Origin of the sequence: Pseudorhodobacter wandonensis, assembly GCF_001202035.1 — a bacterium.
In the GTDB taxonomy this organism is placed as follows: Bacteria; Pseudomonadota; Alphaproteobacteria; order Rhodobacterales; family Rhodobacteraceae; genus Pseudorhodobacter; species Pseudorhodobacter wandonensis.
Window position 1 is genome coordinate 82,383 of record NZ_LGHT01000044.1, and the last position, 21,196, is coordinate 103,578.

At 55.5% G+C, this 21,196-nt stretch carries 20 protein-coding genes; 12 read left to right on the plus strand and 8 right to left on the minus strand.

What is annotated here, in order from left to right; translation table 11 throughout:
- The first annotated feature begins 2 nt into the window (after positions 1-2).
- On the plus strand, positions 3-911 hold the full coding sequence (locus AKU79_RS15405) for a ParB/RepB/Spo0J family partition protein (protein ID WP_050524467.1): 909 nt from the start codon (positions 3-5) through the stop codon (positions 909-911).
- A gap of 9 nt (positions 912-920) precedes the next feature.
- Here AKU79_RS15405 and hemW read toward each other — a convergent pair whose 3' ends face one another.
- From hemW to rph, 3 genes are read right to left on the minus strand one after another with little or no spacing between them, the layout of a single operon-like run.
- On the minus strand, positions 921-2,090 hold the full coding sequence (gene hemW, locus AKU79_RS15410; protein ID WP_050524468.1) for a radical SAM family heme chaperone HemW: 1,170 nt from the start codon (positions 2,088-2,090) through the stop codon (positions 921-923).
- Complete coding sequence (rdgB, locus tag AKU79_RS15415) at positions 2,087-2,695, minus strand: RdgB/HAM1 family non-canonical purine NTP pyrophosphatase (protein WP_050524469.1); 609 nt, start codon at positions 2,693-2,695, stop codon at positions 2,087-2,089. The genes hemW and rdgB overlap by 4 nt, the downstream gene beginning before the upstream one ends.
- 3 nt (positions 2,696-2,698) lie before the next feature.
- Positions 2,699-3,412, minus strand: a complete 714-nt coding sequence (gene rph, locus AKU79_RS15420; RefSeq protein ID WP_050524470.1) for a ribonuclease PH — start codon at positions 3,410-3,412, stop codon at positions 2,699-2,701.
- 116 nt (positions 3,413-3,528) lie between these two features.
- Here rph and hrcA point away from each other — a divergent pair, with 116 nt between their 5' ends.
- Together hrcA and AKU79_RS15430 are read left to right on the plus strand one after the other, a co-directional pair.
- Entirely contained in the window at positions 3,529-4,608 is a 1,080-nt protein-coding gene (gene hrcA, locus AKU79_RS15425; protein WP_050524471.1) for a heat-inducible transcriptional repressor HrcA, read from the plus strand.
- Positions 4,609-4,614: 6 nt separating this feature from the next.
- Positions 4,615-5,193, plus strand: a complete 579-nt coding sequence (locus AKU79_RS15430) for a nucleotide exchange factor GrpE (protein WP_050524472.1) — start codon at positions 4,615-4,617, stop codon at positions 5,191-5,193.
- Between the two features lie 74 nt (positions 5,194-5,267).
- Here the strand turns inward: AKU79_RS15430 and mutS are convergent, their stop codons facing one another.
- The gene (gene mutS, locus AKU79_RS15435) at positions 5,268-7,868 is read right to left on the minus strand and encodes a DNA mismatch repair protein MutS (RefSeq protein ID WP_050524839.1); all 2,601 of its coding nucleotides are present in this window, start codon (positions 7,866-7,868) and stop codon (positions 5,268-5,270) included.
- 171 nt (positions 7,869-8,039) lie between these two features.
- Here mutS and AKU79_RS15440 point away from each other — a divergent pair, with 171 nt between their 5' ends.
- Together AKU79_RS15440 and AKU79_RS15445 are read left to right on the plus strand one after the other, a co-directional pair.
- A complete protein-coding gene (locus AKU79_RS15440; protein ID WP_050524473.1) occupies positions 8,040-10,298 on the plus strand; it encodes an NADP-dependent malic enzyme in 2,259 nt (752 codons plus the stop codon).
- Between the two features lie 117 nt (positions 10,299-10,415).
- Positions 10,416-11,282 (plus strand): ribokinase, encoded by an 867-nt coding sequence (locus AKU79_RS15445; RefSeq protein WP_050524474.1) that lies wholly within the window; start codon positions 10,416-10,418, stop codon positions 11,280-11,282.
- Here the strand turns inward: AKU79_RS15445 and msrA are convergent.
- Positions 11,279-11,902 carry a peptide-methionine (S)-S-oxide reductase MsrA gene (msrA, locus tag AKU79_RS15450; protein WP_408002847.1) on the minus strand — a complete coding sequence of 208 codons (624 nt, stop codon included), beginning with the start codon at positions 11,900-11,902 and terminating at the stop codon, positions 11,279-11,281. The genes AKU79_RS15445 and msrA overlap by 4 nt on opposite strands.
- A 285-nt stretch (positions 11,903-12,187) precedes the next feature.
- Here msrA and AKU79_RS15455 point away from each other — a divergent pair, with 285 nt between their 5' ends.
- Positions 12,188-12,907 carry a sulfotransferase-like domain-containing protein gene (locus tag AKU79_RS15455; RefSeq protein ID WP_456238887.1) on the plus strand — a complete coding sequence of 240 codons (720 nt, stop codon included), beginning with the start codon at positions 12,188-12,190 and terminating at the stop codon, positions 12,905-12,907.
- A gap of 117 nt (positions 12,908-13,024) precedes the next feature.
- A complete protein-coding gene (locus AKU79_RS15460) occupies positions 13,025-13,435 on the plus strand; it encodes a DUF7282 domain-containing protein (RefSeq protein WP_050524477.1) in 411 nt (136 codons plus the stop codon).
- 88 nt (positions 13,436-13,523) lie between these two features.
- Here AKU79_RS15460 and AKU79_RS15465 read toward each other — a convergent pair whose 3' ends face one another.
- The gene (locus AKU79_RS15465) at positions 13,524-14,762 is read right to left on the minus strand and encodes an argininosuccinate synthase (protein ID WP_050524478.1); all 1,239 of its coding nucleotides are present in this window, start codon (positions 14,760-14,762) and stop codon (positions 13,524-13,526) included.
- 205 nt (positions 14,763-14,967) lie between these two features.
- Between AKU79_RS15465 and ilvA the strand changes: the two genes are divergently transcribed.
- A complete protein-coding gene (gene ilvA, locus AKU79_RS15470; protein WP_050524840.1) occupies positions 14,968-16,215 on the plus strand; it encodes a threonine ammonia-lyase IlvA in 1,248 nt (415 codons plus the stop codon).
- A gap of 3 nt (positions 16,216-16,218) precedes the next feature.
- On the opposite strand, the gene AKU79_RS15475 is transcribed toward ilvA, so the two are convergent.
- Positions 16,219-16,554: an Hpt domain-containing protein gene (locus AKU79_RS15475; protein WP_082224093.1), complete on the minus strand. Its 336-nt coding sequence runs from the start codon at positions 16,552-16,554 to the stop codon at positions 16,219-16,221.
- A 164-nt stretch (positions 16,555-16,718) separates the two neighbouring features.
- Between AKU79_RS15475 and AKU79_RS15480 the strand changes: the two genes are divergently transcribed.
- Positions 16,719-17,981, plus strand: a complete 1,263-nt coding sequence (locus tag AKU79_RS15480) for a SpoIIE family protein phosphatase (RefSeq protein ID WP_408002848.1) — start codon at positions 16,719-16,721, stop codon at positions 17,979-17,981.
- On the opposite strand, the gene AKU79_RS15485 is transcribed toward AKU79_RS15480, so the two are convergent.
- Positions 17,970-18,416: an NUDIX domain-containing protein gene (locus tag AKU79_RS15485; RefSeq protein ID WP_050524843.1), complete on the minus strand. Its 447-nt coding sequence runs from the start codon at positions 18,414-18,416 to the stop codon at positions 17,970-17,972. The genes AKU79_RS15480 and AKU79_RS15485 overlap by 12 nt on opposite strands.
- Before the next feature lie 76 nt (positions 18,417-18,492).
- On the opposite strand from AKU79_RS15485, the gene hslO reads away from it, so the two are divergent.
- Genes hslO through AKU79_RS15500 form a run of 3 tightly spaced genes read left to right on the plus strand, consistent with a single transcriptional unit; the run spans position 18,493 to position 21,183 of the window.
- Positions 18,493-19,479 carry an Hsp33 family molecular chaperone HslO gene (gene hslO, locus AKU79_RS15490; RefSeq protein WP_050524479.1) on the plus strand — a complete coding sequence of 329 codons (987 nt, stop codon included), beginning with the start codon at positions 18,493-18,495 and terminating at the stop codon, positions 19,477-19,479.
- On the plus strand, positions 19,472-20,056 hold the full coding sequence (locus AKU79_RS15495; RefSeq protein ID WP_408002850.1) for a CoA pyrophosphatase: 585 nt from the start codon (positions 19,472-19,474) through the stop codon (positions 20,054-20,056). Before hslO ends, AKU79_RS15495 begins: the two co-directional genes overlap by 8 nt.
- Complete coding sequence (locus AKU79_RS15500; protein ID WP_050524481.1) at positions 20,056-21,183, plus strand: CCA tRNA nucleotidyltransferase; 1,128 nt, start codon at positions 20,056-20,058, stop codon at positions 21,181-21,183. The genes AKU79_RS15495 and AKU79_RS15500 overlap by 1 nt, the downstream gene beginning before the upstream one ends.
- Positions 21,184-21,196 lie beyond the last annotated feature (13 nt).

Below are 21,196 nucleotides of genomic sequence, written 5' to 3' on the forward strand. Positions count from 1 at the left end.
TGATGGAAAAAAAGCATGAACGACGCGGCTTGGGTCGGGGGCTGTCGGCTCTGATGTCAGATATCAATCTGGCACCTGAGAATGTGGGTGAGGCTCAGGCCAGTAAACGTCAAGAGTTGCTTATTGCAGTTGAAAAATTGGTTCCGAACCCAAACCAGCCGCGGCGCGATTTCACCCGTGAGGCGTTGGAAAGCCTTGCCGCGTCTATCAAGCAAAAGGGCATACTTCAGCCGCTGATTGTGCGGCCAATTGCAGGGTCAGACACCTATGAAATTGTTGCGGGCGAGCGTCGTTGGCGCGCTGCCCAGATTGCCCAGCTTCACAAACTTCCCGCCATAGTACGCAATTTTGACGATACCGAGGTGCTGGAAGTCGCAATTATCGAGAACATTCAACGCGCAGACCTGAATGCAATTGAAGAGGCCGCCGGCTTCCGCCAGTTGATGGACCGTTTTGGGCACACCCAAGAAAAGATCGCTGAAGCACTCTCGAAAAGCCGCAGCCATATTGCGAACCTGCTTCGTTTGCTCAATCTGCCGGGTGATGTGCAGGGTCTTATCCGCGACGGCAGCCTTACCGCTGGCCACGCACGGGCACTTATCAATACTACTGACCCTTCGAGCCTGGCTAAGACGATCATTGAAAAAGGCCTTTCGGTGCGTGAGACCGAAAAGCTGGCACGTGAAACATCTACGACCCGGCCGAGACCAAAGGGGGCGGCTGGGCATGCGCGGTCTGAGAAAGACGCGGATACACGTGCCCTCGAGGCTGATCTGGCCGCAAACCTTAGGATGGCCGTCAGTATTAATCATGAGCCAGGCGGCGAGCGCGGCACATTGTCTATTCGTTATAATACCTTGGATGATCTGGACAACTTGTGTCGTACCTTGTCGCAAATGGATCGCGAATAGGGTTTCGCGTCACTCCATCAGGTTTTCGATAACCGCGTTCAAGACGAGCCGCCCTTGCTGTGTTGCAATGAGGCGGCTTTCTTTTATCTCAACCATACCAAGGCCGCGGAGCAGATCTATCTTTTGTTCTGAAATTTGCTGCCCGGAAATGCGATAGTACCGCTCTAGATCGATTCCTGTGTCTCGTCGCAAACCCATCAAAAGATATTCAGTACCTTGTTCAACCGGCTGAATACGCTCTCTTTTTTCAACAGAACCAAGTGTTTCAACTCCCGTAAGCCAATCTACCGGATTAGAAATGGCTTCTGTCGACATCCTTACGTTGCCCAAGGTCAGTCTGCCATGAGCGCCCGGACCAATGCCTATATAGTCGCCGGCATTCCAATAAATGCAGTTGTGTTTGGCGTCATGGCCACTCTTGGCGTAATTCGAAATCTCATATGACCGATAGCCCGCTGCTTCCGTTAGTTCTTGGGTCAAGAGATACATATCGGCGCCAAGGTCTTCATTTGGCAATCCGCGCAAAAGGCCGCGCTTAAACCGGTCACCGAAGGCCGTACCATCCTCTATCGTCAGTTGGTAAAGCGAAAGGTGGCCACTTGCCAAAGAAAGGGCTTCGGTTAGCTCGGCCTTCCAGCTGATCAGGTCTTGATTTTGCCGCGCATAGATCAAATCAAAACTGACGCGGTCAAATACGCTTTGCGCCAATGCGATGGCTCGCTTTGCCTCACTCACATCGTGCAGGCGCCCTAATGCCTTTAGATCGGGGTCATTCAGGGCTTGCACACCAATGGACACGCGGTTAACCCCTGCGGCCGAATAGCCTCGAAAGCGATCACTTTCAACCGATCCGGGGTTTGCCTCCATAGTAATCTCAAGGTCATTCGATGTTGGCCATGTGCCCTTGATCCTTGAGATTATCGCGTGGACCAGTTCCGGCGCCATTAGCGATGGGGTGCCACCGCCAAAGAAAACCGTCTGCAGCACTCTGCCACTTGTTTCTGTGCCAAAGCGTTCAATTTCTGAAAGATACGCAGCTTCCCACCGCTTTTGGTCGAGGCTGGCTGAAACATGGCTGTTAAAATCGCAATACGGGCATTTTGATTGGCAGAACGGCCAATGAATATACAACCCAAATCCACCTGTCTGCCAATCTTCTACTGCGGGAAACTGTTTCACGTGAAACAACCCGTCACCAGTTTGCGAAATGCGTCAGAGCGGTGGCTGATCTCGTTCTTCTGATCTGCTTTCATTTCGCCAAATGTTGTTTCGAAACCTTCTGGTTGAAATATGGGATCATAGCCATGCCCCAAGTCGCCGCGCATGGGCCAGACGACCTGCCCACGCATTTCGCCTTCGAAAACCTCGTCATGGCCATCAGGCCACGCCAATACAAGCGTACAGCAAAACCGGGCCAAACGCGGCTTAGGTGCCTCCACCGTTTCCAACTCGCGCCAAGTGCGCTCCATGGCCATTTTGAAATCGCGTCCGTTGGGGGTTTCGGCCCAATCAGCGGTGTAAACACCCGGTGCGCCTTTTAACCCATCAACGCAAATGCCGGAATCGTCTGCCAGCGCTATCATACCCGCAGCTTTTGCGGCTGCATGGGCCTTAATGCGTGCGTTTCCGACAAAATTGTCTTCTGTCTCAAGTGGTTCTGGCAGCCCCAGCGCCCCGGCCGAGACAACTGTAACACCAAACGGCTTTAGCAGTGCGCCAATTTCTGCCAGCTTCCCTGCATTATGTGTTGCAACCAACAACTGTTTCCCATCAAACTTGCGCATAAGTTAGGCCAACGCAGCTTTTTGGGCGGCTACCAGGTCCGCGCACCCCATCTCGGCCAAGTCCATCAACTCGCCCATCTCACCGCGCGAGAAAGTCGCCCCTTCAGCCGACATCTGAATTTCGATCAAACGCGCCGAACCAGTCAGAATAAAGTTACCATCGGTGCCAGCGTTTGAATCCTCGGCATAGTCCAAATCCAGAACCGGTTGGCCAGCATAGATCCCGCAAGAGACAGCAACAACGTGGTCCACGATCGGGTCAGACGTCACTAACCCCGCCTTAATCAGCTTGTTTATTGCCAAACGCAGTGCAATCCAACCGCCTGTAATTGACGCACAACGCGTGCCGCCATCGGCCTGCAACACATCACAATCCACAACAATTTGCCGTTCACCCAATGCTCGACGGTCAACACCAGCCCTTAGCGCGCGGCCAATCAGCCGTTGAATCTCTTGTGTGCGCCCGCTTTGTTTTCCCAGCGCTGCCTCGCGGCGGTTGCGTGAATTGGTCGCGCGCGGTAGCATTCCATATTCTGCCGTCACCCAACCTTGTCCGGTATTTTTCAAAAATGACGGGGCCTTGTCTTCGATAGAGGCCGAACACAGCACATGCGTTTCCCCCATCTTGATCAGGCAAGAGCCCTCGGCATGTTTCATCACACCGGTCTCAATGGTCACATTGCGCATTTGGTCTAGGTTTCGGGCGGATGGCCGCATGGGATGCTCCTTTTCAAAGTTATCCACAGTTACCTGTCCTGTCGATAAGGATGCAAGCCTCATTGACGAAGCCGTCCGCCACTCCATAATGTATATTGCCCGTCGAAAGCAGCCAAATGACCGATCAGAAAAATCGTGCCGCCATTATGTCCGAACTCAATGACCGTTCGCGCGAGGTTTTTCGCCGCGTGGTCGAGGGCTATCTGACGTCGGGAGAGCCAGTCGGTTCCCGCACGCTGACACGCAGTATGTCCGAAAAGGTTAGCGCGGCAACCATCCGGAATGTGATGCAAGATCTCGAGTATCTTGGCCTTCTTGGCAGCCCGCATACGTCATCAGGTCGCATACCCACCCAAACCGGCCTTCGCATGTTTGTTGATGGCGTGTTAGAGGTCGGCGAGGTTGCGTCCGAGGATCGCGATTTGATTGATGCCACGATGGGCAATCGGCAATCCGATGTCAGCACCTTGCTTGATCGCATCGGCTCAACCCTCTCGGGCATTACGCAGGGTGCCAGTCTTGTGCTCAGCCCCAAGCACGAAGCCCCCATAAAGCATATCGAATTTGTCAGCCTCAGCGCTGATCGCGCTTTGGTTGTACTTGTCTTTGCTGATAGCCACGTCGAAAACCGGGTGTTTACGCCACCTCCCGGTCAAACCCCGTCTTCGATGCGCGAGGCCGCAAATTTCCTCAACGCGCTTGCCGCCGGAAAAACCCTGTCCGAATTGCGCAAATCGGTTACTGTCGAGATCAACAACCGTCGGCAAGAAATTGACATCCTTGCCCGTCAGCTGGTGGAAACAGGTCTTGTCTTATGGGAAAATCCTGGCGAACAAAGCGAGCGCCTGATCGTGCGGGGCAGGGCGAACCTTCTCGACGGTACGACCGAGGCGCTGGATTTTGAACGAATCCGCCACCTCTTTGATGACCTTGAGCGCAAGCGTGACATCGCCGAATTCCTAGAGCTGACAGAGGAAGGCGAAGGCGTACGCATTTTTATTGGCTCTGAAAACAAGTTGTTCTCACTTTCGGGGTCGTCTCTTGTTGTTTCTCCCTATATGAACGCTGATCGAAAGATCATCGGTGCTGTCGGTGTGATTGGTCCGACGCGGTTGAATTACGGCCGCATCGTCCCCATCGTTGACTACACAGCGCAGCTTGTCGGGCGGCTTATATCCGACCGGTCAAGAGGATGATTGCGAATGAGTGAAACAAGGAAAGACGACATGGCCAACGAACAGGCAGCCAAAACCGAACCCCTAGACACGGCAGCAGCCGAAATTGATATGTCCGAATTTGGGGCCGAGCCTCCTATGGATGAGCTGCACGCCGTCCGCGCCGAGCGTGATGATTTCCGCGATCGTTTCATGCGCGCGCTTGCCGACGCCGAAAACGCCCGCAAGCGCAGTGAGCGTGATCGGCGCGAGGCCGAGCAATACGGCAGCTCCAAACTCGCGCGCGATTTGTTGCCAGTATATGACAACCTCCGCCGTGCGTTGGATGCGGCAACCGACCAGCACCGTGCAGATGCCTCTCCTATTATCGAAGGCGTAGAGCTGACGTTGCGTGAGTTGCTGTCAGTTATGACCAAGCACAATGTGACCCCGATCGTACCCGAGATTGGCGACCAGTTTGATCCACAGACGCACCAAGCCATGTTTGAGGCACCCGTCCAGGGTACCAAGGCTGGCCAAATTATTCAGGTGATGACCGAGGGCTTCTTGCTCCACGACCGCTTGCTGCGCCCTGCGCAGGTCGGCGTTTCTTCTACGCCAGCGTGATTTAACTTGGCGAGCGCCGGGGGGCTGTCTGCCCCCCGGACCCCCCGAGGATATTTTTGCCGAAAAGAAAGCTGTTAAGAGCTTAGTTTTGATTTGAGTTCATATATCAGACCTAGCGCCTCGATTGGCGTGAGTTGATCCGGTAATATGTCTCGCAATCTTTCCTCAACTTCCGACGCCTTAATCTGTTTGGTTGCCGGGGCAGGGGGGGCCACTCGAAACAATGGCAAATCGTCAATGAGCGCCTTTTGCTTGCCGCCTGCGCGCTCACCCGCTTCTAGGGCCTCTAGCACCACTTTAGCGCGATCTGTTACCGCCAAGGGCAACCCGGCCAGCTTGGCAACCTGCACGCCATATGAACGATCTGCGGCCCCCTTGCGCACTTCGTGCAAGAAGATCACATCGCCTTCCCATTCTTTAACGCTAACGGTGGCATTCTCTACCCCTGCGAGTTTGCCGGCCAGGGATGTCATTTCGTGGTAATGGGTGGCAAACAATGCGCGGCACTGGTTTTTGTCGTGTAGATATTCCAGCGTTGCCCATGCAATCGACAGCCCGTCATATGTTGCGGTGCCGCGTCCGATTTCATCCAATATCACCAACGCCCGTGCATCTGCCTGATGCAAGATTGCTGCTGTCTCTACCATTTCAACCATGAAAGTTGAGCGCCCGCGCGCCAGATCATCCGACGCGCCGACACGGCTGAAAAGCTGACTGACAAGGCCAATATGGGCGTTTTTTGCCGGCACAAAACTGCCTGCCTGCGCCAATAGGGCGATAAGCGCGTTCTGTCGCAAGAAGGTTGACTTACCTGCCATGTTTGGCCCGGTCAAAAGCCAAATTGCTGCCGTACCATCCGCCGACAGATTGCAATCATTGGCTACGAACTGCGCACCGCTTTGTTTGCGCAGGGCACGCTCTACAACCGGATGCCGCCCGCCGGTAATTTCAAACGCCCGGCTGTTATCAACCACGGGTTCAACCCAGTTTTCCTCGGCCGCCAAATCGGCAAATGCTGCCGCTAGGTCAATCTCGGCAATTGCCCGCGCGGTGGCCGATAGCGCTGCTGCCTCATCCAGGATCGCTTGTCGCAGGCTTGCATAGTGCCGCTTTTCAATCTCAATCGTCAGATTGCCCGCGTTCAGTATCTTGGTTTCCATTTCCGATAAAGGCACCGTCGTGAACCGCACTTGCCCTGCAGTGGTCTGCCGGTGAATAAAGGTTTCAGACAATGGCGCCGACAGCATCTTTTCGGCATGGGTCGAGGTTACATCGACGAAATATCCCAGCACATTGTTGTGCTTGATTTTCAGACTGCTGATACCGGTTTGTGCCGCATAATCGGCTTGCATCGCGGCAATCACTGCCCGCCCTTCATCCCGCAGTTTGCGGGCTTCATCCAATTCAGGATCATAGCCTGTTGCAATAAACCCGCCGTCCCGCGCCAAAAGCGGCGGTTCAGCCACCAATGCCGCATCCAGTAAGGCGTGCAGCGTGTCATGCCCTGTCAGCGCCGCAGCGGCCGTTTGCATCAACAGCGGGCCTTGCGATCCGATCGCTTTGCTTAACTGTTGCGCCTGTTCCAACCCGGTCCGGATGGCTGTCAGATCTCGCGGGCCGCCACGGTCCAGCGCCAGCCGTGACAGCGCGCGATCTGCATCAGGGCAGCGCCGCAAAAAGCTGCGGATATCCTCGCGAAAGCGGCTCTGTTCGTGCGTGAAACGTACTGCTTGCAACCGCCCATGGATAACATCCAGATGCCGCGAAGGGGCAGAAAGCCGACGTTCCAGCAACCGCCCGCCTGCCGCAGTCAACGTCCGGTCAATTGCTGCCAGCAAAGATCCTTCTTTCCCCCCCGAAAGCACCGCTGTAATTTCAAGGTTTCGTCGGGTTGAGGCATCGATTTGCACAAGCCCACCCGGATCTTCATGCACTGGTGGGCGCAGCAGGGGCAGGTTGCCGCGCTGCGTCAGGTCCAGATAATCTACCAGCGCCCCCATCGCCGAAATCTCGGCGCGGTCAAACTGGCCAAAGCTTTCAAGCGAGGCAACTTCAAACAGGTCGCACAGCTTTCGTTCCGCACCAGCGCTATCAAAGCTTGACCGTGCAAGCGGCGTCATTGCGGGGCCATCGTCCAAGGACAAATCAAACCCGTCAACCACCAGCAGTTCTTTCGGCGCCAAGCGTGCCAACTCGGGCCCAAGCCGTGTGGCGGGGCAGGGCATCACCCGAAACTCGCCCGTTGAAATATCACACCAGGCCAGTGCCGCGATGTCTCTAACCTCGCTGAAAGCGGCCAGAAAGTTGTGCCGCCGCGCCTCTAGCAGCGTATCCTCGGTCAGCGTACCGGGTGTCACCAGCCGCACCACATCGCGTGCCACAACCGATTTGGCCCCACGCTTTTTCGCCTCGGCCGGGTTCTCCATCTGTTCGGCAATCGCCACGCGAAAGCCTTTGCGGATCAGCGTCAGCAAATAGCCCTCGGCAGCATGAACCGGCACGCCGCACATCGCGATATCTTTGCCCAAATGCTTGCCACGTTTCGTCAGCGCAATATCCAGTGCCGCCGCCGCGTTTACCGCATCGTCAAAAAACATCTCATAAAAATCGCCCATCCGGTAGAACAGCAGCGCGTCGCGGTGCCGGCCCTTGATTTCCAGATATTGCGCCATCATCGGCGTTGCCGTTTCGGTATTCAATGCCCACCCCCAGTTTGGCCCCGACCCTACAAAACCGCGGGCCAAGGGGAAAGGGGTTCCATTTGCCGCGTTTTGTTGGGCGCTAACAAAGTTGTGCCAATCGCCGCAGCCCCCTAGTATCGCGGAAATCCCACAAAAGGTTGCCCCATGTCGTCCAAGAACCGCGTTACCCCAGAAGAAGCCCTCGCCTATCACCTGGAGCCAAAGCCCGGTAAGTACGAAATCACTGCCTCCACGCCGATGGCAACCCAGCGTGATCTCTCGCTGGCCTACAGCCCGGGTGTTGCGGTGCCGGTGCAGGCCATCGCTGACAATCCGGAAACAGCTTATGATTACACGGTCAAAGGCAACATGGTTGCGGTCATTTCCAATGGCACTGCGATTTTGGGCATGGGCAACCTTGGCGCATTGGCCTCAAAGCCGGTGATGGAGGGTAAGGCCGTTCTGTTTAAACGTTTTGCCGATGTGAACGCCATTGATATCGAGCTGGATACCGAAGACGCCGACGAAATCATCAAGGCCGTGTCGCTCATGGGGCCCACTTTCGGCGGCATTAACCTCGAAGATATCAAGGCGCCCGAGTGTTTCATCATCGAGCAGCGCCTGAAAGAAATCATGGACATCCCGGTTTTCCATGATGATCAGCACGGCACCGCTGTTATCTGCGCGGCCGGCCTGATCAACGCTTTGGAAATCTCGGGCAAGAAAATCCAGGATTGCCGCATCGTGCTGAACGGGGCAGGGGCCGCCGGTATCGCCTGCTTGGAATTGCTGAAATCCATGGGCGCCCAGCATGACAATTGCATCATGTGCGACACCAAAGGCGTGATCTATCAAGGCCGGACCGAAGGCATGAACCAATGGAAATCGGCCCATGCCGCCAACACCGACCTGCGCACGCTGGATGAGGCGATGAAAGGCGCAGATGTGTTTCTCGGCGTTTCTGCCAAAGGCGCGGTAACGCAAGAAATGGTCACAAACATGGCCGAAAACCCGGTGATTTTCGCGATGGCCAACCCCGATCCCGAAATCACGCCCGAGGATGCCCATGCCGTTCGCCCCGATGCGATCGTTGCCACAGGGCGTTCGGATTACCCGAACCAGGTGAACAACGTCCTTGGCTTTCCCTACCTGTTTCGGGGTGCGTTGGATATCCACGCTCGTGCGATCAATGACGAGATGAAAATCGCTTGCGCCAACGCGCTCGCCAAACTTGCACGCGAAGATGTGCCGGATGAGGTGGCAATGGCTTATGGCCGCAAACTGTCTTTTGGCCGCGACTATATCATCCCCACCCCGTTCGACCCGCGGCTGATCTATGTTATCCCGCCCGCGGTCGCCAAGGCCGGCATGGATACCGGCGTTGCCCGTCGCCCGATCATCGATTTGCACGCCTATGAACTATCCCTGAAATCGCGGATGGACCCAACGGCCTCTATCCTGCAAGGTCTCCATGCCCGCGCAAAACAGGCCCAGGCCCGTATGATCTTTGCCGAAGGCGATGATCCCCGCGTGCTGCGTGCGGCTGTTGCCTACCAACGGGCAGGCCTCGGAAAATCTATCGTCGTCGGGCGCGAATCAGACGTAAAGGAAAAGCTAGAGGCCGCAGGTCTCGGCGATGCCGTCCGGGAACTCGAGGTGGTTAACGCCGCGAACACCCGCCACCTCCATGCATACCGCGAATTTCTGTACAACCGCCTGCAACGCAACGGCTTTGACCGGCTTGATATCCACCGCCTCGCCGCCCGCGACCGGCATGTGTTTGCGTCACTTATGCTGGCCCACGGTCACGGCGACGGGCTTGTCACCGGCGTCACGCGCAAATCGGCGCATGTTCTTTCTCACATCAATCATGTCTTTGATGCCAAAGCCACCGATGGCGCCGTTGGCGTTACGGCTCTGCTGCACAAAGGTAAAATCGTCCTGATCGCCGATACCTTGGTCCATGAATGGCCCGAGCCGGAAGATCTTGCCACCATCGCCACCAAAGCCGCAGGCGTCGCCCGCAATCTGGGGTTAGAGCCGCGCGTCGCCTTTGTATCCTTTTCCACCTTTGGCTATCCGGTCTCAGAGCGCGCGACCAAAATGCACGAGGCCCCGAAGCTTCTCGATGCCCGCAATGTCGATTTCGAATACGAAGGCGAAATGACCGTCGATGTCGCCCTCAACCCCGAGGCTGCGGCGCAATATCCCTTCAGCCGTCTGACAGGCCCGGCCAATATCCTTGTGGTTCCCGCACGTCACTCGGCCTCGATCTCGGTCAAGCTGATGCAGGAAATGGCCGGCGCCACTGTCATCGGCCCCATTCTGACCGGCGTAAACCGCCCGATCCAAATCTGCAGCACCGCCTCAACAGTGAACGACATCCTGAACATGGCTGTTCTCGCCGCTTGCAAGGTCGGCTAATCTACTTGACGGGGCCGCATCAACCCCGTCTCATCTATCTTCAAATATCCCGGGGTCCGGGGCAGCGCCCCGGCCTTGCCCGATCCCCGTACAAAGCTGCACAGCAAAGGCACAGATATGGCGATCTACACGCTCGGCTCCATCAACATAGATCACGTCTACCAGGTGCCACATCTTGCCAAACCCGGCGAAACCCTCGCGGCAACCAGTTACACCAAAGGCCTCGGTGGCAAAGGCGCGAACCAATCCGTCGCCGCAAGCAAAGCCGGTGCCAAAGTCTTTCTCATCGGTGCTATCGGTCCTGATTCCAATTGGGTGTTGGATGAGTTGAACCACTACGGCGTCAATACCAGCAGCGTTCTACACCTCACAACAGCTACAGGTCACGCCATCATTCAGGTCGATCCCGCTGCCGAAAACAACATCATCCTTTACCCCGGCGCCAATCGCCAAATCACCGATGCCCACGCCACCCGCGCCTTGGCCTCGGCCCGCCCGAATGACCTGCTTCTGGTCCAGAATGAAACTTCGGCCCAATCCGCCACCATCCGACTTGCCGCCGATATGGGCCTGCGTGTCCTTTACACCCCTGCGCCATTCGATCTTGTGCCGCTGCAACTGGCCATCCCTTACGCCCATTTGCTTTTGATGAACGCAGGCGAGGCGGCCGAGATGACCCGTGCGCTCGGCGGTTTGCCAGATTGCGATGTCATCATCACAAAGGGCGCAGACGGGGCCGAGTGGCACAGCCCCAAAACCAGCCCTCTTTCCATTCCTTCATTTCCGGTCAACCCGATTGACACAACCGGCGCCGGAGATTGCTTTGCAGGCTTTATCGCTGCGGCCCTTGATGCGGGCTTGGCACCGGAACAGGCGCTCCGCCGTGCCAGTGCCGCGGCCGCGCTGCAAGTCACCCGCAAAGGTGCGGCCGCCGCGATGCCAAATGCGGACGACGTAGATTCTTTTCTAGAATCAGCGCCTTAATGCGCAAACGCGGCAGCTTTCCCCCAAAGCGCTTTCACCTTGGCATCCCGCCCGCAGGCTTTGCGGTAAAACTTATACGCCTCTGACTGTGTCTTGGGCCCGCGCCGCGTAATCACGATATTACTGCCTTTATAGTAATCTTGATGATAGGCTTCGGCCTTGTAAAACGGCCCCGCCGTCAGCACAGGTGTCACGATCTTGCGCCCCAGCGCCCGCGCCGCTTCGGCTTTTGCTGCCTCGGCCGCGGCCTTTTGTCCGGCATTCAACGCAAACACTGCTGTGCGATAACTCTCGCCCCGATCACAAAACTGCCCCCCCGCATCCGTCGGATCAACAGACCGGAAAAACAGTTCCATAATTTTTGCATAGCTTACGCGTGCCGGATCAAACGAAATCTCTACGGCCTCATAATGGCCGGTTCCCCCCTTGCCGACTTGCTTATAGGTCGGGTTCGCGGTCGCCCCGCCGGTATAGCCGGACACAACCGATTTCACCCCCGGCACCTGCTCAAAATCCGATTCCACACACCAAAAACACCCGCCGGCAAGAATTGCTTTTTCCGTCGCCGCCTGCGCCGCGCCCGTGCCCATCGCCAGTGCTACCAATAGCCATTTCAACATGCGCAATCCTCCATTTCCCCAAGCATGGCGCTGCATCCGACAAAAGCGCAACCGTTACGCCGTCCTTGTCACAGTAAGGTGAATTCTGCATCGCATTCCGTGTTTCACGAACGCGTCAAAACCATTCGTTTGCAGCAGTCTTTTATCTTTCCAGCTAAGCACGAAGCAGGTTACCCTCGCCCCAATATCATCTAATCCAAGTAACCCACGGGGGTCAGTCGCATTCTGTCCAGTGCGACGCGGGGGTGTGAAACCCCGACCACCATCTGAGCAAGGAAGCCTCTTTTGAAAATCGCTATGTGGTCTGGTCCGCGCAATCTTTCTACCGCCATGATGTACAGTTTTGCGTCTCGCGGCGATTGTGCTGTGGTCGATGAACCGTTTTATGCAGCCTATCTTACCCAATCAGGCCAAATACACCCGATGCAGGCCGAAACGCTCGCCAGCCAATCCAGTGATCCTGCGCAGGTCGCAGCTGACCTCACTGGCCCAATTCCGGATGAAAAGCGCTATCTCTACCAAAAACACATGACCCATCACATGTTGCCGGGTATGGATCTGTCATGGATGGAAAGCTGTGAAAACGTCTTTCTAATCCGTCACCCCGCACGTGTCATTGCCTCATATGCGCGCAAAAGGCAGGGGCCAACATTGAACGATATTGGCTTTGTACAACAAGCCGCGCTGTTTCAATCCGAGACCACGCGGCTTGGTCGTCCGCCGATTGTGATCGACAGCTTTGATATCCGTGCCAACCCTGCCCAAGCCTTGGCCAGGCTTTGCGCAGCACTCGGCATTCCTTACACCGAAAACATGCTGCACTGGCCATCTGGCGGCCATCCCGATGATGGCGCTTGGGCGCCGCATTGGTATGGCGCTGTTCATCGTTCAACGGGGTTCGAAGATGCCGAAGGCCCGCTTCCGGCCCTGTCAGATGACTATTCCGACCTGCTCAACGCTGCCTTGCCCTTCTACGAACAGATGGTGGCGTTCAAGCTGGAATAGCGCAAAAATCGAACCCTTGATGGACGGCAAAAGATTTTTGGCCTTGACGTGAAACTTTTGGCGAAGGCCGTACGTAGCTACCCCGTGATCCATACAACTTTCAAAGGGAATGCTCATATGAAACTTTTCACAACAACCGCCGCTTTGTTTTTGTCCACAGGTGTGGCTTTTGCTGCAGGCGATATGATGCAAGGTGTCACTGCTTCCAATCAAGATGTCGCAAACGGTATCGTATCGGCTGAAAAAATTTCCGCCGCGCAGAATGGTTGGATGGTAGTGCATCGCACCAATGCTGAAATGAAACCTGGCCCGGTTGTAGGCTACGCCCCGATCCGTGAAGGGGAAACGATGGATGTAGCCGCTATTCTGACCGAGCCGGTAAAATCTGGCGACATGCTGATGCTCATGGTTCATGGAGAAGATGGCGGCAATATCGTCGGCAACTTTGAATATACCTTGGGTGCCAAAGAAGACGGCCCTGTCAAAGTTGACGGTAAATTGGTGATGACAGTTATTACTGTAGAGTAGACTGAGTCACGTGACCTAGAAAAAAGCGACCCCCAAAGTGGGGGTCGCGAAAAACATTTTGTACATAGTTTTAAGTGCGGGTCAGATCTTACTTTACCCGCGCATTCCGCGTGGCAATCAATTTCAAACGCAAGGCATTCAGGCGAATAAAGCCGGCTGCATCTTTCTGATCATAGGCGCCGGCATCGTCTTCAAACGTGACATGCGCCTCGGAATACAAGGAATGTTCAGACCAGCGGCCCACGCAGCTTGCCGTGCCTTTATACAGCTTCAACCGCACCGTACCCGAGACGTGCTCTTGCGACTTATCGATCAAAGCCTGCAACATCTCGCGCTCGGGGCTGAACCAGAAACCGTTATAAATCAGCTCGGCATAGCGGGGCATGATGCTGTCTTTTAGGTGGCCCGAACCCGCATCCAGCGTGATCTGTTCCATGGCGCGGTGGGCCTCAAGCAGCACAGTCCCGCCGGGGGTTTCATAGATCCCGCGCGATTTCATACCGACGAAGCGGTTTTCAACAAAGTCGAGGCGGCCAATCCCATGCGCGCCGCCCAGCTCGTTCAGCTTGGTCAAAATCGTCGCCGGGCTCATTGCCTCGCCATTGATCGCGACGGCGTCACCCTTTTCAAAGGTCACTTCGATATATTCGGGCGTATTCGGTGCCTGTTCGGGCGAAACGGTCCGCTGATATACATACTCGGGCGCTTCTTGTGCAGGGTTTTCCAACGCCTTGCCTTCGGACGAAGTATGCAAAAGATTCGCATCAACCGAGAAGGGCGCTTCGCCGCGCTTATCTTTGGCAATCGGGATCTGGTTCGCTTCGGCAAATTCCAGCAGCTTGGTGCGGCTGGTCAAATCCCACTCGCGCCATGGTGCGATCACCTTGATCGCAGGGTCCAAAGCATAGGCGGAAAGTTCAAACCGAACCTGGTCGTTGCCTTTGCCTGTCGCACCATGCGCAACCGCATCGGCCCCATGCTCATGCGCCAACTCTACCAAACGCTTGGAAATCAATGGCCGCGCGATTGAGGTGCCGAGCAGGTAAAGCCCCTCATACAGGGCGTTTGCGCGAAACATCGGGAACACGAAATCACGAACAAACTCTTCGCGTACGTCTTCGATATGAATGTTCTCGGGTTTAATCCCAAGCAGTACGGCCTTTTGGCGCGCTGGTTCCAGCTCTTCGCCTTGGCCCAGATCGGCGGTAAAGGTAACAACCTCGCAACCATATTCGGTTTGCAACCATTTCAGAATGATCGAGGTATCCAGCCCGCCGGAATAGGCGAGGACGACTTTTTTTGGGGCAAATTTTGGGGCGGCAGACATGGGCTTCTCCTTCGCAATTTCCCTGCGATTACTGGGTATTTGCGCTAAGGGCAAGCATTGGCTGCGGGCTTTACGGCTTGCAGGGTTAATCGATGCGGCCTGGGCCGACGGCCGTGCGCGAAATTGGTGTTTTTTTCGCCTGCAAACTTGGGCCGAACCTATTGTCAGACTTGTCTTTCCGGGCTGGTTGGGTCTAATCGATTGCATGCATGATTTCGCCCTTGACGCCCGCACCGCCACCGCCGCCCTGCGCGATCTATTTGATCCGACGCCGTTGCAGCGCAATGACCATCTGTCTGCCCGCTACAATGCCGAAATTTGGCTAAAGCGCGAAGATTTGGCACCAGTGCGTTCCTACAAAATTCGCGGTGCAGTGAATGCGATGCGCAAAGTGCGCGAAACCAACCCAACGCAATGCCAGTTTGTCTGCGCCAGCGCGGGCAATCACGCGCAGGGCGTCGCCTATGCGTGCCGTCATTTTGGGGTGCATGGGACAATTTTCATGCCCGTTACCACGCCGCAACAAAAGATCGACAAAACCCGCGTTTTCGGCGGGGATAGTATCAAAATTGTTCTGACCGGCGATTATTTTGACCAAACCCTAAGTGCCGCCCAAAAGTTTTGTGCAGAAAAGGGCGCCCATTTTCTATCGCCATTCGATGACCCTGACGTGATTGAGGGTCAGGCAAGTGTCGCAGTTGAGATTATGGAGCAGCTTGGTTATGCGCCTGATATGATTGTGTTGCCTGTGGGTGGCGGTGGTCTAGCCTCGGGGGTGACAGGGTTTATGCGTCAGGTCGCGCCTGATACGCAATTCCGGTTTGTTGAACCTTTGGGCGGGGCAAGCCTGACCGCGGCTTTGGCCAGCGGTGCGGCCGTAACGATTCCAAAGGTTAATTCGTTCGTTGATGGCGCGGCAGTGGCGCGATTGGGGGCGTGCACGTTTGAAATGTTAAAGTGGGTCGATCCTGCCGATGTCTTGCTTGCGCCCGAAGACCGGATTTGTACGACTATGCTAGAGATGCTGAATGTCGAAGGCATCGTGTTAGAACCGGCAGGGGCGCTTTCGGTGGATGTTTTGCCCAGCCTTGCGGATCAAATCTCGGGCAAAACAGTGGTTTGCGTTACCTCTGGTGGTAATTTCGATTTTGAGCGTCTGCCTGAGGTGAAGGAACGGGCGCAGCGCTATGCGGGACTGAAAAAATATTTCATTTTACGCATGCCGCAACGCCCTGGCGCGCTGCGCGAGTTCTTGATGATGCTTGGCCCAGACGATGATATTGCGCGATTTGAGTATCTTAAAAAATCGGCAAGGAACTTTGGCTCTGTTTTGATTGGCATTGAGACCAAAGATGCCGACAATTTTAGACATCTGTTCGGCAACATGGACAGGGCTGGGTTCAGCTTTCGTGATATCACGGCAGATGAGGCGCTGGCCGAGTTCTTGATTTAAGGGTCACGCGGCATCTTCTGCCCTTTGACCCGCTTCAAAGGCCCGTTTTGATGCCGCGTACACTTCGACGACTTTGTCGATGTTGATGCTAAGGCAGTTGCCCGCGGCTGCGGCCCTTTCACCGGCCTGACACATCTCTGCCAGCTTGCGAAATCCAAGATTTAAGGCGCTGCCCTTTAGAAAATGCAAAGCAGACTCAATAGCTTGCGATGACTGGTCTTTGGCCAATGTGGCGGCCACCTCATCCGTCTCTTCTAAAAAAAGCTGAACAACTTCATCAAAGTCGTCAGCGCCTATTTCATTGCGAAGCTCACGCACACGGCTCCAATCGATCATCATAACCCCCAAGATTTTAAGGTTCGCCCACACCTGTCAAACATCTTGCAGCGCTATCCTTAACAACTGGTGTTGGTGGCAAAGCAAGATTGCGAAAGTTTTAGGGTTCATTCTGCCTTAAGTTTTTTGGTGGCACATCGGTCAAAGGCATAAGAAAGGGATACCGCGTGGCCGTTGTGACGCCAAAGAGATCATCGAAATCGATCGCTTCCGCGGTGCCTCGGCATGTTTTGGTTGTGGATGACAGTCGTGCGCAACGGCGAATTTTGTCATTAGCTCTTACGCGCGGCGGATATAAGGTCACCGAGGCAGACTCGGGCGTTTCGGCCTTGGCGTTGTGCCAGAAAAATTGCTTTGATTTTGTGCTAAGCGATTGGATGATGCCCGAGATGAATGGTCTTGATTTCTGTCGATCTTTCAAGGCGTTACCACGTGAAGGTTATGGCTATTTCATCTTGCTTACAGCAAAGTCCGAAAAGGGTGAGGTAGCAGATGGTTTGGATTGCGGCGCGGATGATTATTTGTCCAAACCCGTTAATCCGGATGAGCTGCGGGCACGTTTGCGGGCAGGCGAACGTATCTTGGGCATGCAATCTGAATTGATGCAAAAGAACCGGCTTATCGGCGCAACCCTGGATGAACTGCAAAAACTGTATGATTCGCTGGACCGAGATCTGATTGAAGCGCGGAGATTGCAGCAAACCCTGGTCCGCGAACGGTTCCGCGATTTCGGGCGGGGTGAAGTTTCTGCCATGTTGCGCCCGTCAGGCCATGTTGGTGGTGATTTGGTCGGCTTTTTTGAAATCAGCTCACATCGGATCGGAATCTATTCGGTTGATGTTTCTGGCCACGGCGTTGCATCGGCTATGATGACGGCGCGGCTTTCGGGGCTGTTATCGGGGTCGTCTCCTGACCAAAATGTAGCATTGATGCGGGGTGAATTTGGCGAAATGGATGCTCACCCGCCAGAAGAGGTTGCAGCCAAGCTGAATAGCATGATGTTCAATGATATTCAGGTCGAACAGTATTTTACGCTCGCCTATGCAGATATTAACCTGCGCACCGGCTTTGTGCAGATGGTGCAAGCGGGCCACCCGCATCCGGCGCTGATTCGGCAAAGTGGCGAGATTGAGTTTATTGGCGCGGGCGGGATGCCGATCGGGCTGATACAGGGGGCGGTGTATGACCGTATTGAGTTGACGCTAAAGCCTGGTGACAGGCTGTTTCTGGTTTCGGACGGGGTAACGGAATGTCCCTCACCCAAAGGGGAAGAGCTGGGTGAGGAGGGGTTGGCCAAAATCTTGCAGGCAAATTTCGGCATGGGCGGTTCGGACCTGCTTGAGGCGTTGGTTTGGGATCTTTCAAAGCATTTCGGCGATGAGGATTTTCCGGATGATGTTTCTGGTGTGCTGTTCTTGTTAAAGGGCTAGTCGTGCAAAACTTTCCATCATGGCACGGTCGCCGGGGTTGCCCAATACAGATGCGGCGTTCTTGGCGGGCATCCAAAGCGGCATGTGATCGGGTTCTGTTGGTGCGGACATCTGCATTGTCGGGCGGCCCACATAAATTGTGCATATTTTTTCGGCCCAAAGATTGTACTCGGGCATAAAGGCAAAGCGACGAAAGGTACCAAACTTGAATTGGAGTGCCATGTGCCAGCCGGTCTCTTCATAGACTTCACGATGCAGCGCCGCGATAGGGTTTTCGCCCGCATCTATTCCGCCACCGGGAAGCTGGATTTCCGACGATGGCACGGCCTGATGTGTCAACAAAACCTCGCCATTGCGGTGTAAAATCGCATAGACACCCGGACGTCGTGTATAGGCTTGGCCCGATTTCGGTACATCACCATAGCGTTTAATCATCATTACCCCCTTGGCCCATTGGTTGCTGTCCCTATATGTTAGCGGTATGCCAAGGCTGGCTTGCCAAGGGAACCCCATGACCATCGGAACAAAAATTGCTTGGGACGATACCGTCCTACCATTTCAGCTTGATAACTCTGACATCCGCGGTCGCGTTGCGCGGCTTGATGGTGCGTTGGAATCTGTGTTGAAACAACATGAATATCCACCCCAGGTAGAGGCATTGGTGGCCGAAGCCACGCTTTTGACGGCGATGATTGGCCAAACCATCAAATTGCGCTGGAAACTGTCGTTGCAAATTCGCGGCAATGGTCCAGTTAGCATGATTGCGACAGATTATTACGGCCCGACAGAGGACGGTGAACCTGCACGCGTCCGGGCCTATGCTGCCTTTGACAAAGAGGCCGATATCGATGGAAAAGAACCTTTTTCCCTTGTCGGAGAAGGTTTTTTTGCGATTCTGATCGATCAAGGCGAAGGCATGGTACCGTATCAAGGTATCACTCCAATTGCCGGAAAGTCGCTTTCAGATTGCGCCGAGACATATTTTGCACAGTCCGAGCAACTGCCAACCCGTTTTCAGCTAAGCTTTGGCAAAAGCATTTTGCCGGGCGAAGATGCGGCATGGCGTGCAGGCGGTGTGATGTTGCAAATAATGCCCAAGGCATCGCCCTCTGCGCAGGGTGATGGCGGTTCGGGTGAGGGTGGTTTGCTGGGCCATCAGGATTTGTTGACTGACGATGAAGGCGAAAACTGGAACCGTGCCAACCATCTGTTGGATACCGTCGAAGAAATGGAGCTTGTTGGCCCGCAGGTTGCGCCGACCGACTTGCTGATTCGCCTGTTTCACGAAGATCGGCCGCGTGTTTTTGACCCGCAGCCTATTCGTTTTGGTTGCACTTGTTCGGAAGAGCGGGTCCGTGAATCGCTCTCGATTTACACGGCCGAAGATTTGGCGGATATGATCACCGAAGACGGCGTGGTGACGGCGGATTGCCAGTTTTGCAGCGCGCATTACGTGCTGGATCCAAAGACGCTGGGGATACAGCCGGATGATAACTGATGCCCTGCGCCGGGCTCTTGATCAGGAAACCGGCGCGTCATCGGACTTTGACCTAAACCCCGGCGTCATTTTGCCGCCGGGGCGAAAGCTGCGCGATGCTGCCGTTCTGGTGGCGGTGCAAGATACGGGCGAGGGGCCGCGCTTGTTATTAACCAAGCGCTCCTCGCATCTAAAACACCATCCCGGCCAAATCGCCTTTCCGGGTGGCAAGCTGGACCCTATCGACGCAACTCCAACCGCTGCCGCCCTGCGTGAAGCACGGGAAGAGGTTGGCCTGCTGCCCGCTTCGGTGACGGTGTTAGGCGTTTTGCCAGCGCATGAAACCGTGACTGGCTTTACTGTTTACCCGATATTGGCCACAATAACGGGCGCGTTCACTCCGGTGCCAGAGGCGGGTGAGGTGGAGGAAGTGTTTTCGGTTCCGCTCGAGTTCGTCACTAATCCAGCCAATTTTCGTATTGAGGCGCGTCTTTGGCGCGGAGAGCTGCGGCGCTATTATGCGGTGCCATACGGCCCTTACTATATTTGGGGCGCAACCGCGCGGATCTTGCGCGGGTTGGCCGAAAGGATGGCGTGATGCAGGTTACGGGTGATTGGCTACATCATTCCGGCACGCAAGGCCTGTGTCAGGCCCTGTCGGCCATGGGGTTTCAGGCGCTATTTGTGGGGGGGTGTGTGCGCAACGCATTGATCGGGGCACCGGTCAATGACATCGATATTGCAACCGACGCAACGCCTGAAATGGTGACTAACATAGCGGAAAAGGCCGGTTTCAAAGTGATCCCGACGGGATTTGAACATGGCACCGTGACCGTTTTCGCCAATGGTATTGCGCATGAGGTGACGACCTTTCGACGCGATATTGAAACCGATGGCAGGCGCGCCGTTGTGCGTTTTTCGACCGATGTCGCCGAGGATGCGGCGCGGCGTGACTTTACGATGAACGCACTTTATGCGCGCGCAGATGGTGAGGTTGTTGACCCATTGGGCGGCTTGCCCGACCTCTTGGCGCGGCGGGTGCGGTTTGTTGGCGATGCAGACGCGCGGATTGCCGAAGACTATCTTCGCATCTTGCGGTTTTTTCGGTTTTTTGCGTGGTACGGCGATCAATCCCTTGGCCTCGACGCCGACGGGCTTGCTGCCTGTGCTGCCCATTCTGCAGGGTTAGAGACGCTTTCACGCGAAAGAGTTGGCGACGAGTTTCGTAAACTGCTGTCTGCCCCTGACCCGTCAATGGCAGTGGCCGCGATGGCGCAATCAGGGGTATTGGGCGCGGCATTGCCCGGGGCAGATGCGCGGGCGTTTCCGATTGCGGTGCATTTTGGCGTTAATGACTGGCTGGCGCGGCTGGTGGTTTTGGGCGGAATGCCGGAAAGCCTGCGATTGTCGCGCAGCGCGCTGGCGCAAGTATCGCTGATCCGCGAAGAATTGGGTCAATTGCGCTCGCCGCAAGAGCTTGGTTATCGTCACGGGGCAAAGGTGGCGAAAGCAATTATTCTGTGTCGCGCCGCCTTGTTTGAAACGCAGCCGCCGCAGGGGTGGATGCATGATGTTGAGGTCGGTGCCAAGGCTGTTTTTCCTGTGGCCGCTGCCGATTTAATGCCAGACCTGCAGGGTAAGGCGCTGGGCGATCGGTTGCGCGCGTTGGAGCAAATCTGGATCGATTCTGACTTTGCGCCTACAAAAGCCGATTTGCTGGGCTGAGGTTGTTCAAGCC

What these genes read in the sequence shown, in the direction of transcription:
- AKU79_RS15405 (WP_050524467.1), top strand. Translation starts at nt 3, where the DNA reads ATGGAAAAAAAGCATGAACGACGCGGCTTGGGTCGGGGGCTGTCGGCT.
- rdgB (WP_050524469.1), bottom strand. Translation starts at nt 2,695, where the DNA reads ATGCGCAAGTTTGATGGGAAACAGTTGTTGGTTGCAACACATAATGCA.
- rph (WP_050524470.1), bottom strand. Translation starts at nt 3,412, where the DNA reads ATGCGGCCATCCGCCCGAAACCTAGACCAAATGCGCAATGTGACCATT.
- hrcA (WP_050524471.1), top strand. Translation starts at nt 3,529, where the DNA reads ATGACCGATCAGAAAAATCGTGCCGCCATTATGTCCGAACTCAATGAC.
- AKU79_RS15430 (WP_050524472.1), top strand. Translation starts at nt 4,615, where the DNA reads ATGAGTGAAACAAGGAAAGACGACATGGCCAACGAACAGGCAGCCAAA.
- mutS (WP_050524839.1), bottom strand. Translation starts at nt 7,868, where the DNA reads ATGATGGCGCAATATCTGGAAATCAAGGGCCGGCACCGCGACGCGCTG.
- AKU79_RS15440 (WP_050524473.1), top strand. Translation starts at nt 8,040, where the DNA reads ATGTCGTCCAAGAACCGCGTTACCCCAGAAGAAGCCCTCGCCTATCAC.
- AKU79_RS15445 (WP_050524474.1), top strand. Translation starts at nt 10,416, where the DNA reads ATGGCGATCTACACGCTCGGCTCCATCAACATAGATCACGTCTACCAG.
- msrA (WP_408002847.1), bottom strand. Translation starts at nt 11,902, where the DNA reads ATGTTGAAATGGCTATTGGTAGCACTGGCGATGGGCACGGGCGCGGCG.
- AKU79_RS15460 (WP_050524477.1), top strand. Translation starts at nt 13,025, where the DNA reads ATGAAACTTTTCACAACAACCGCCGCTTTGTTTTTGTCCACAGGTGTG.
- AKU79_RS15465 (WP_050524478.1), bottom strand. Translation starts at nt 14,762, where the DNA reads ATGTCTGCCGCCCCAAAATTTGCCCCAAAAAAAGTCGTCCTCGCCTAT.
- ilvA (WP_050524840.1), top strand. Translation starts at nt 14,968, where the DNA reads ATGCATGATTTCGCCCTTGACGCCCGCACCGCCACCGCCGCCCTGCGC.
- AKU79_RS15475 (WP_082224093.1), bottom strand. Translation starts at nt 16,554, where the DNA reads ATGATGATCGATTGGAGCCGTGTGCGTGAGCTTCGCAATGAAATAGGC.
- AKU79_RS15485 (WP_050524843.1), bottom strand. Translation starts at nt 18,416, where the DNA reads ATGATTAAACGCTATGGTGATGTACCGAAATCGGGCCAAGCCTATACA.
- hslO (WP_050524479.1), top strand. Translation starts at nt 18,493, where the DNA reads ATGACCATCGGAACAAAAATTGCTTGGGACGATACCGTCCTACCATTT.
- AKU79_RS15500 (WP_050524481.1), top strand. Translation starts at nt 20,056, where the DNA reads ATGCAGGTTACGGGTGATTGGCTACATCATTCCGGCACGCAAGGCCTG.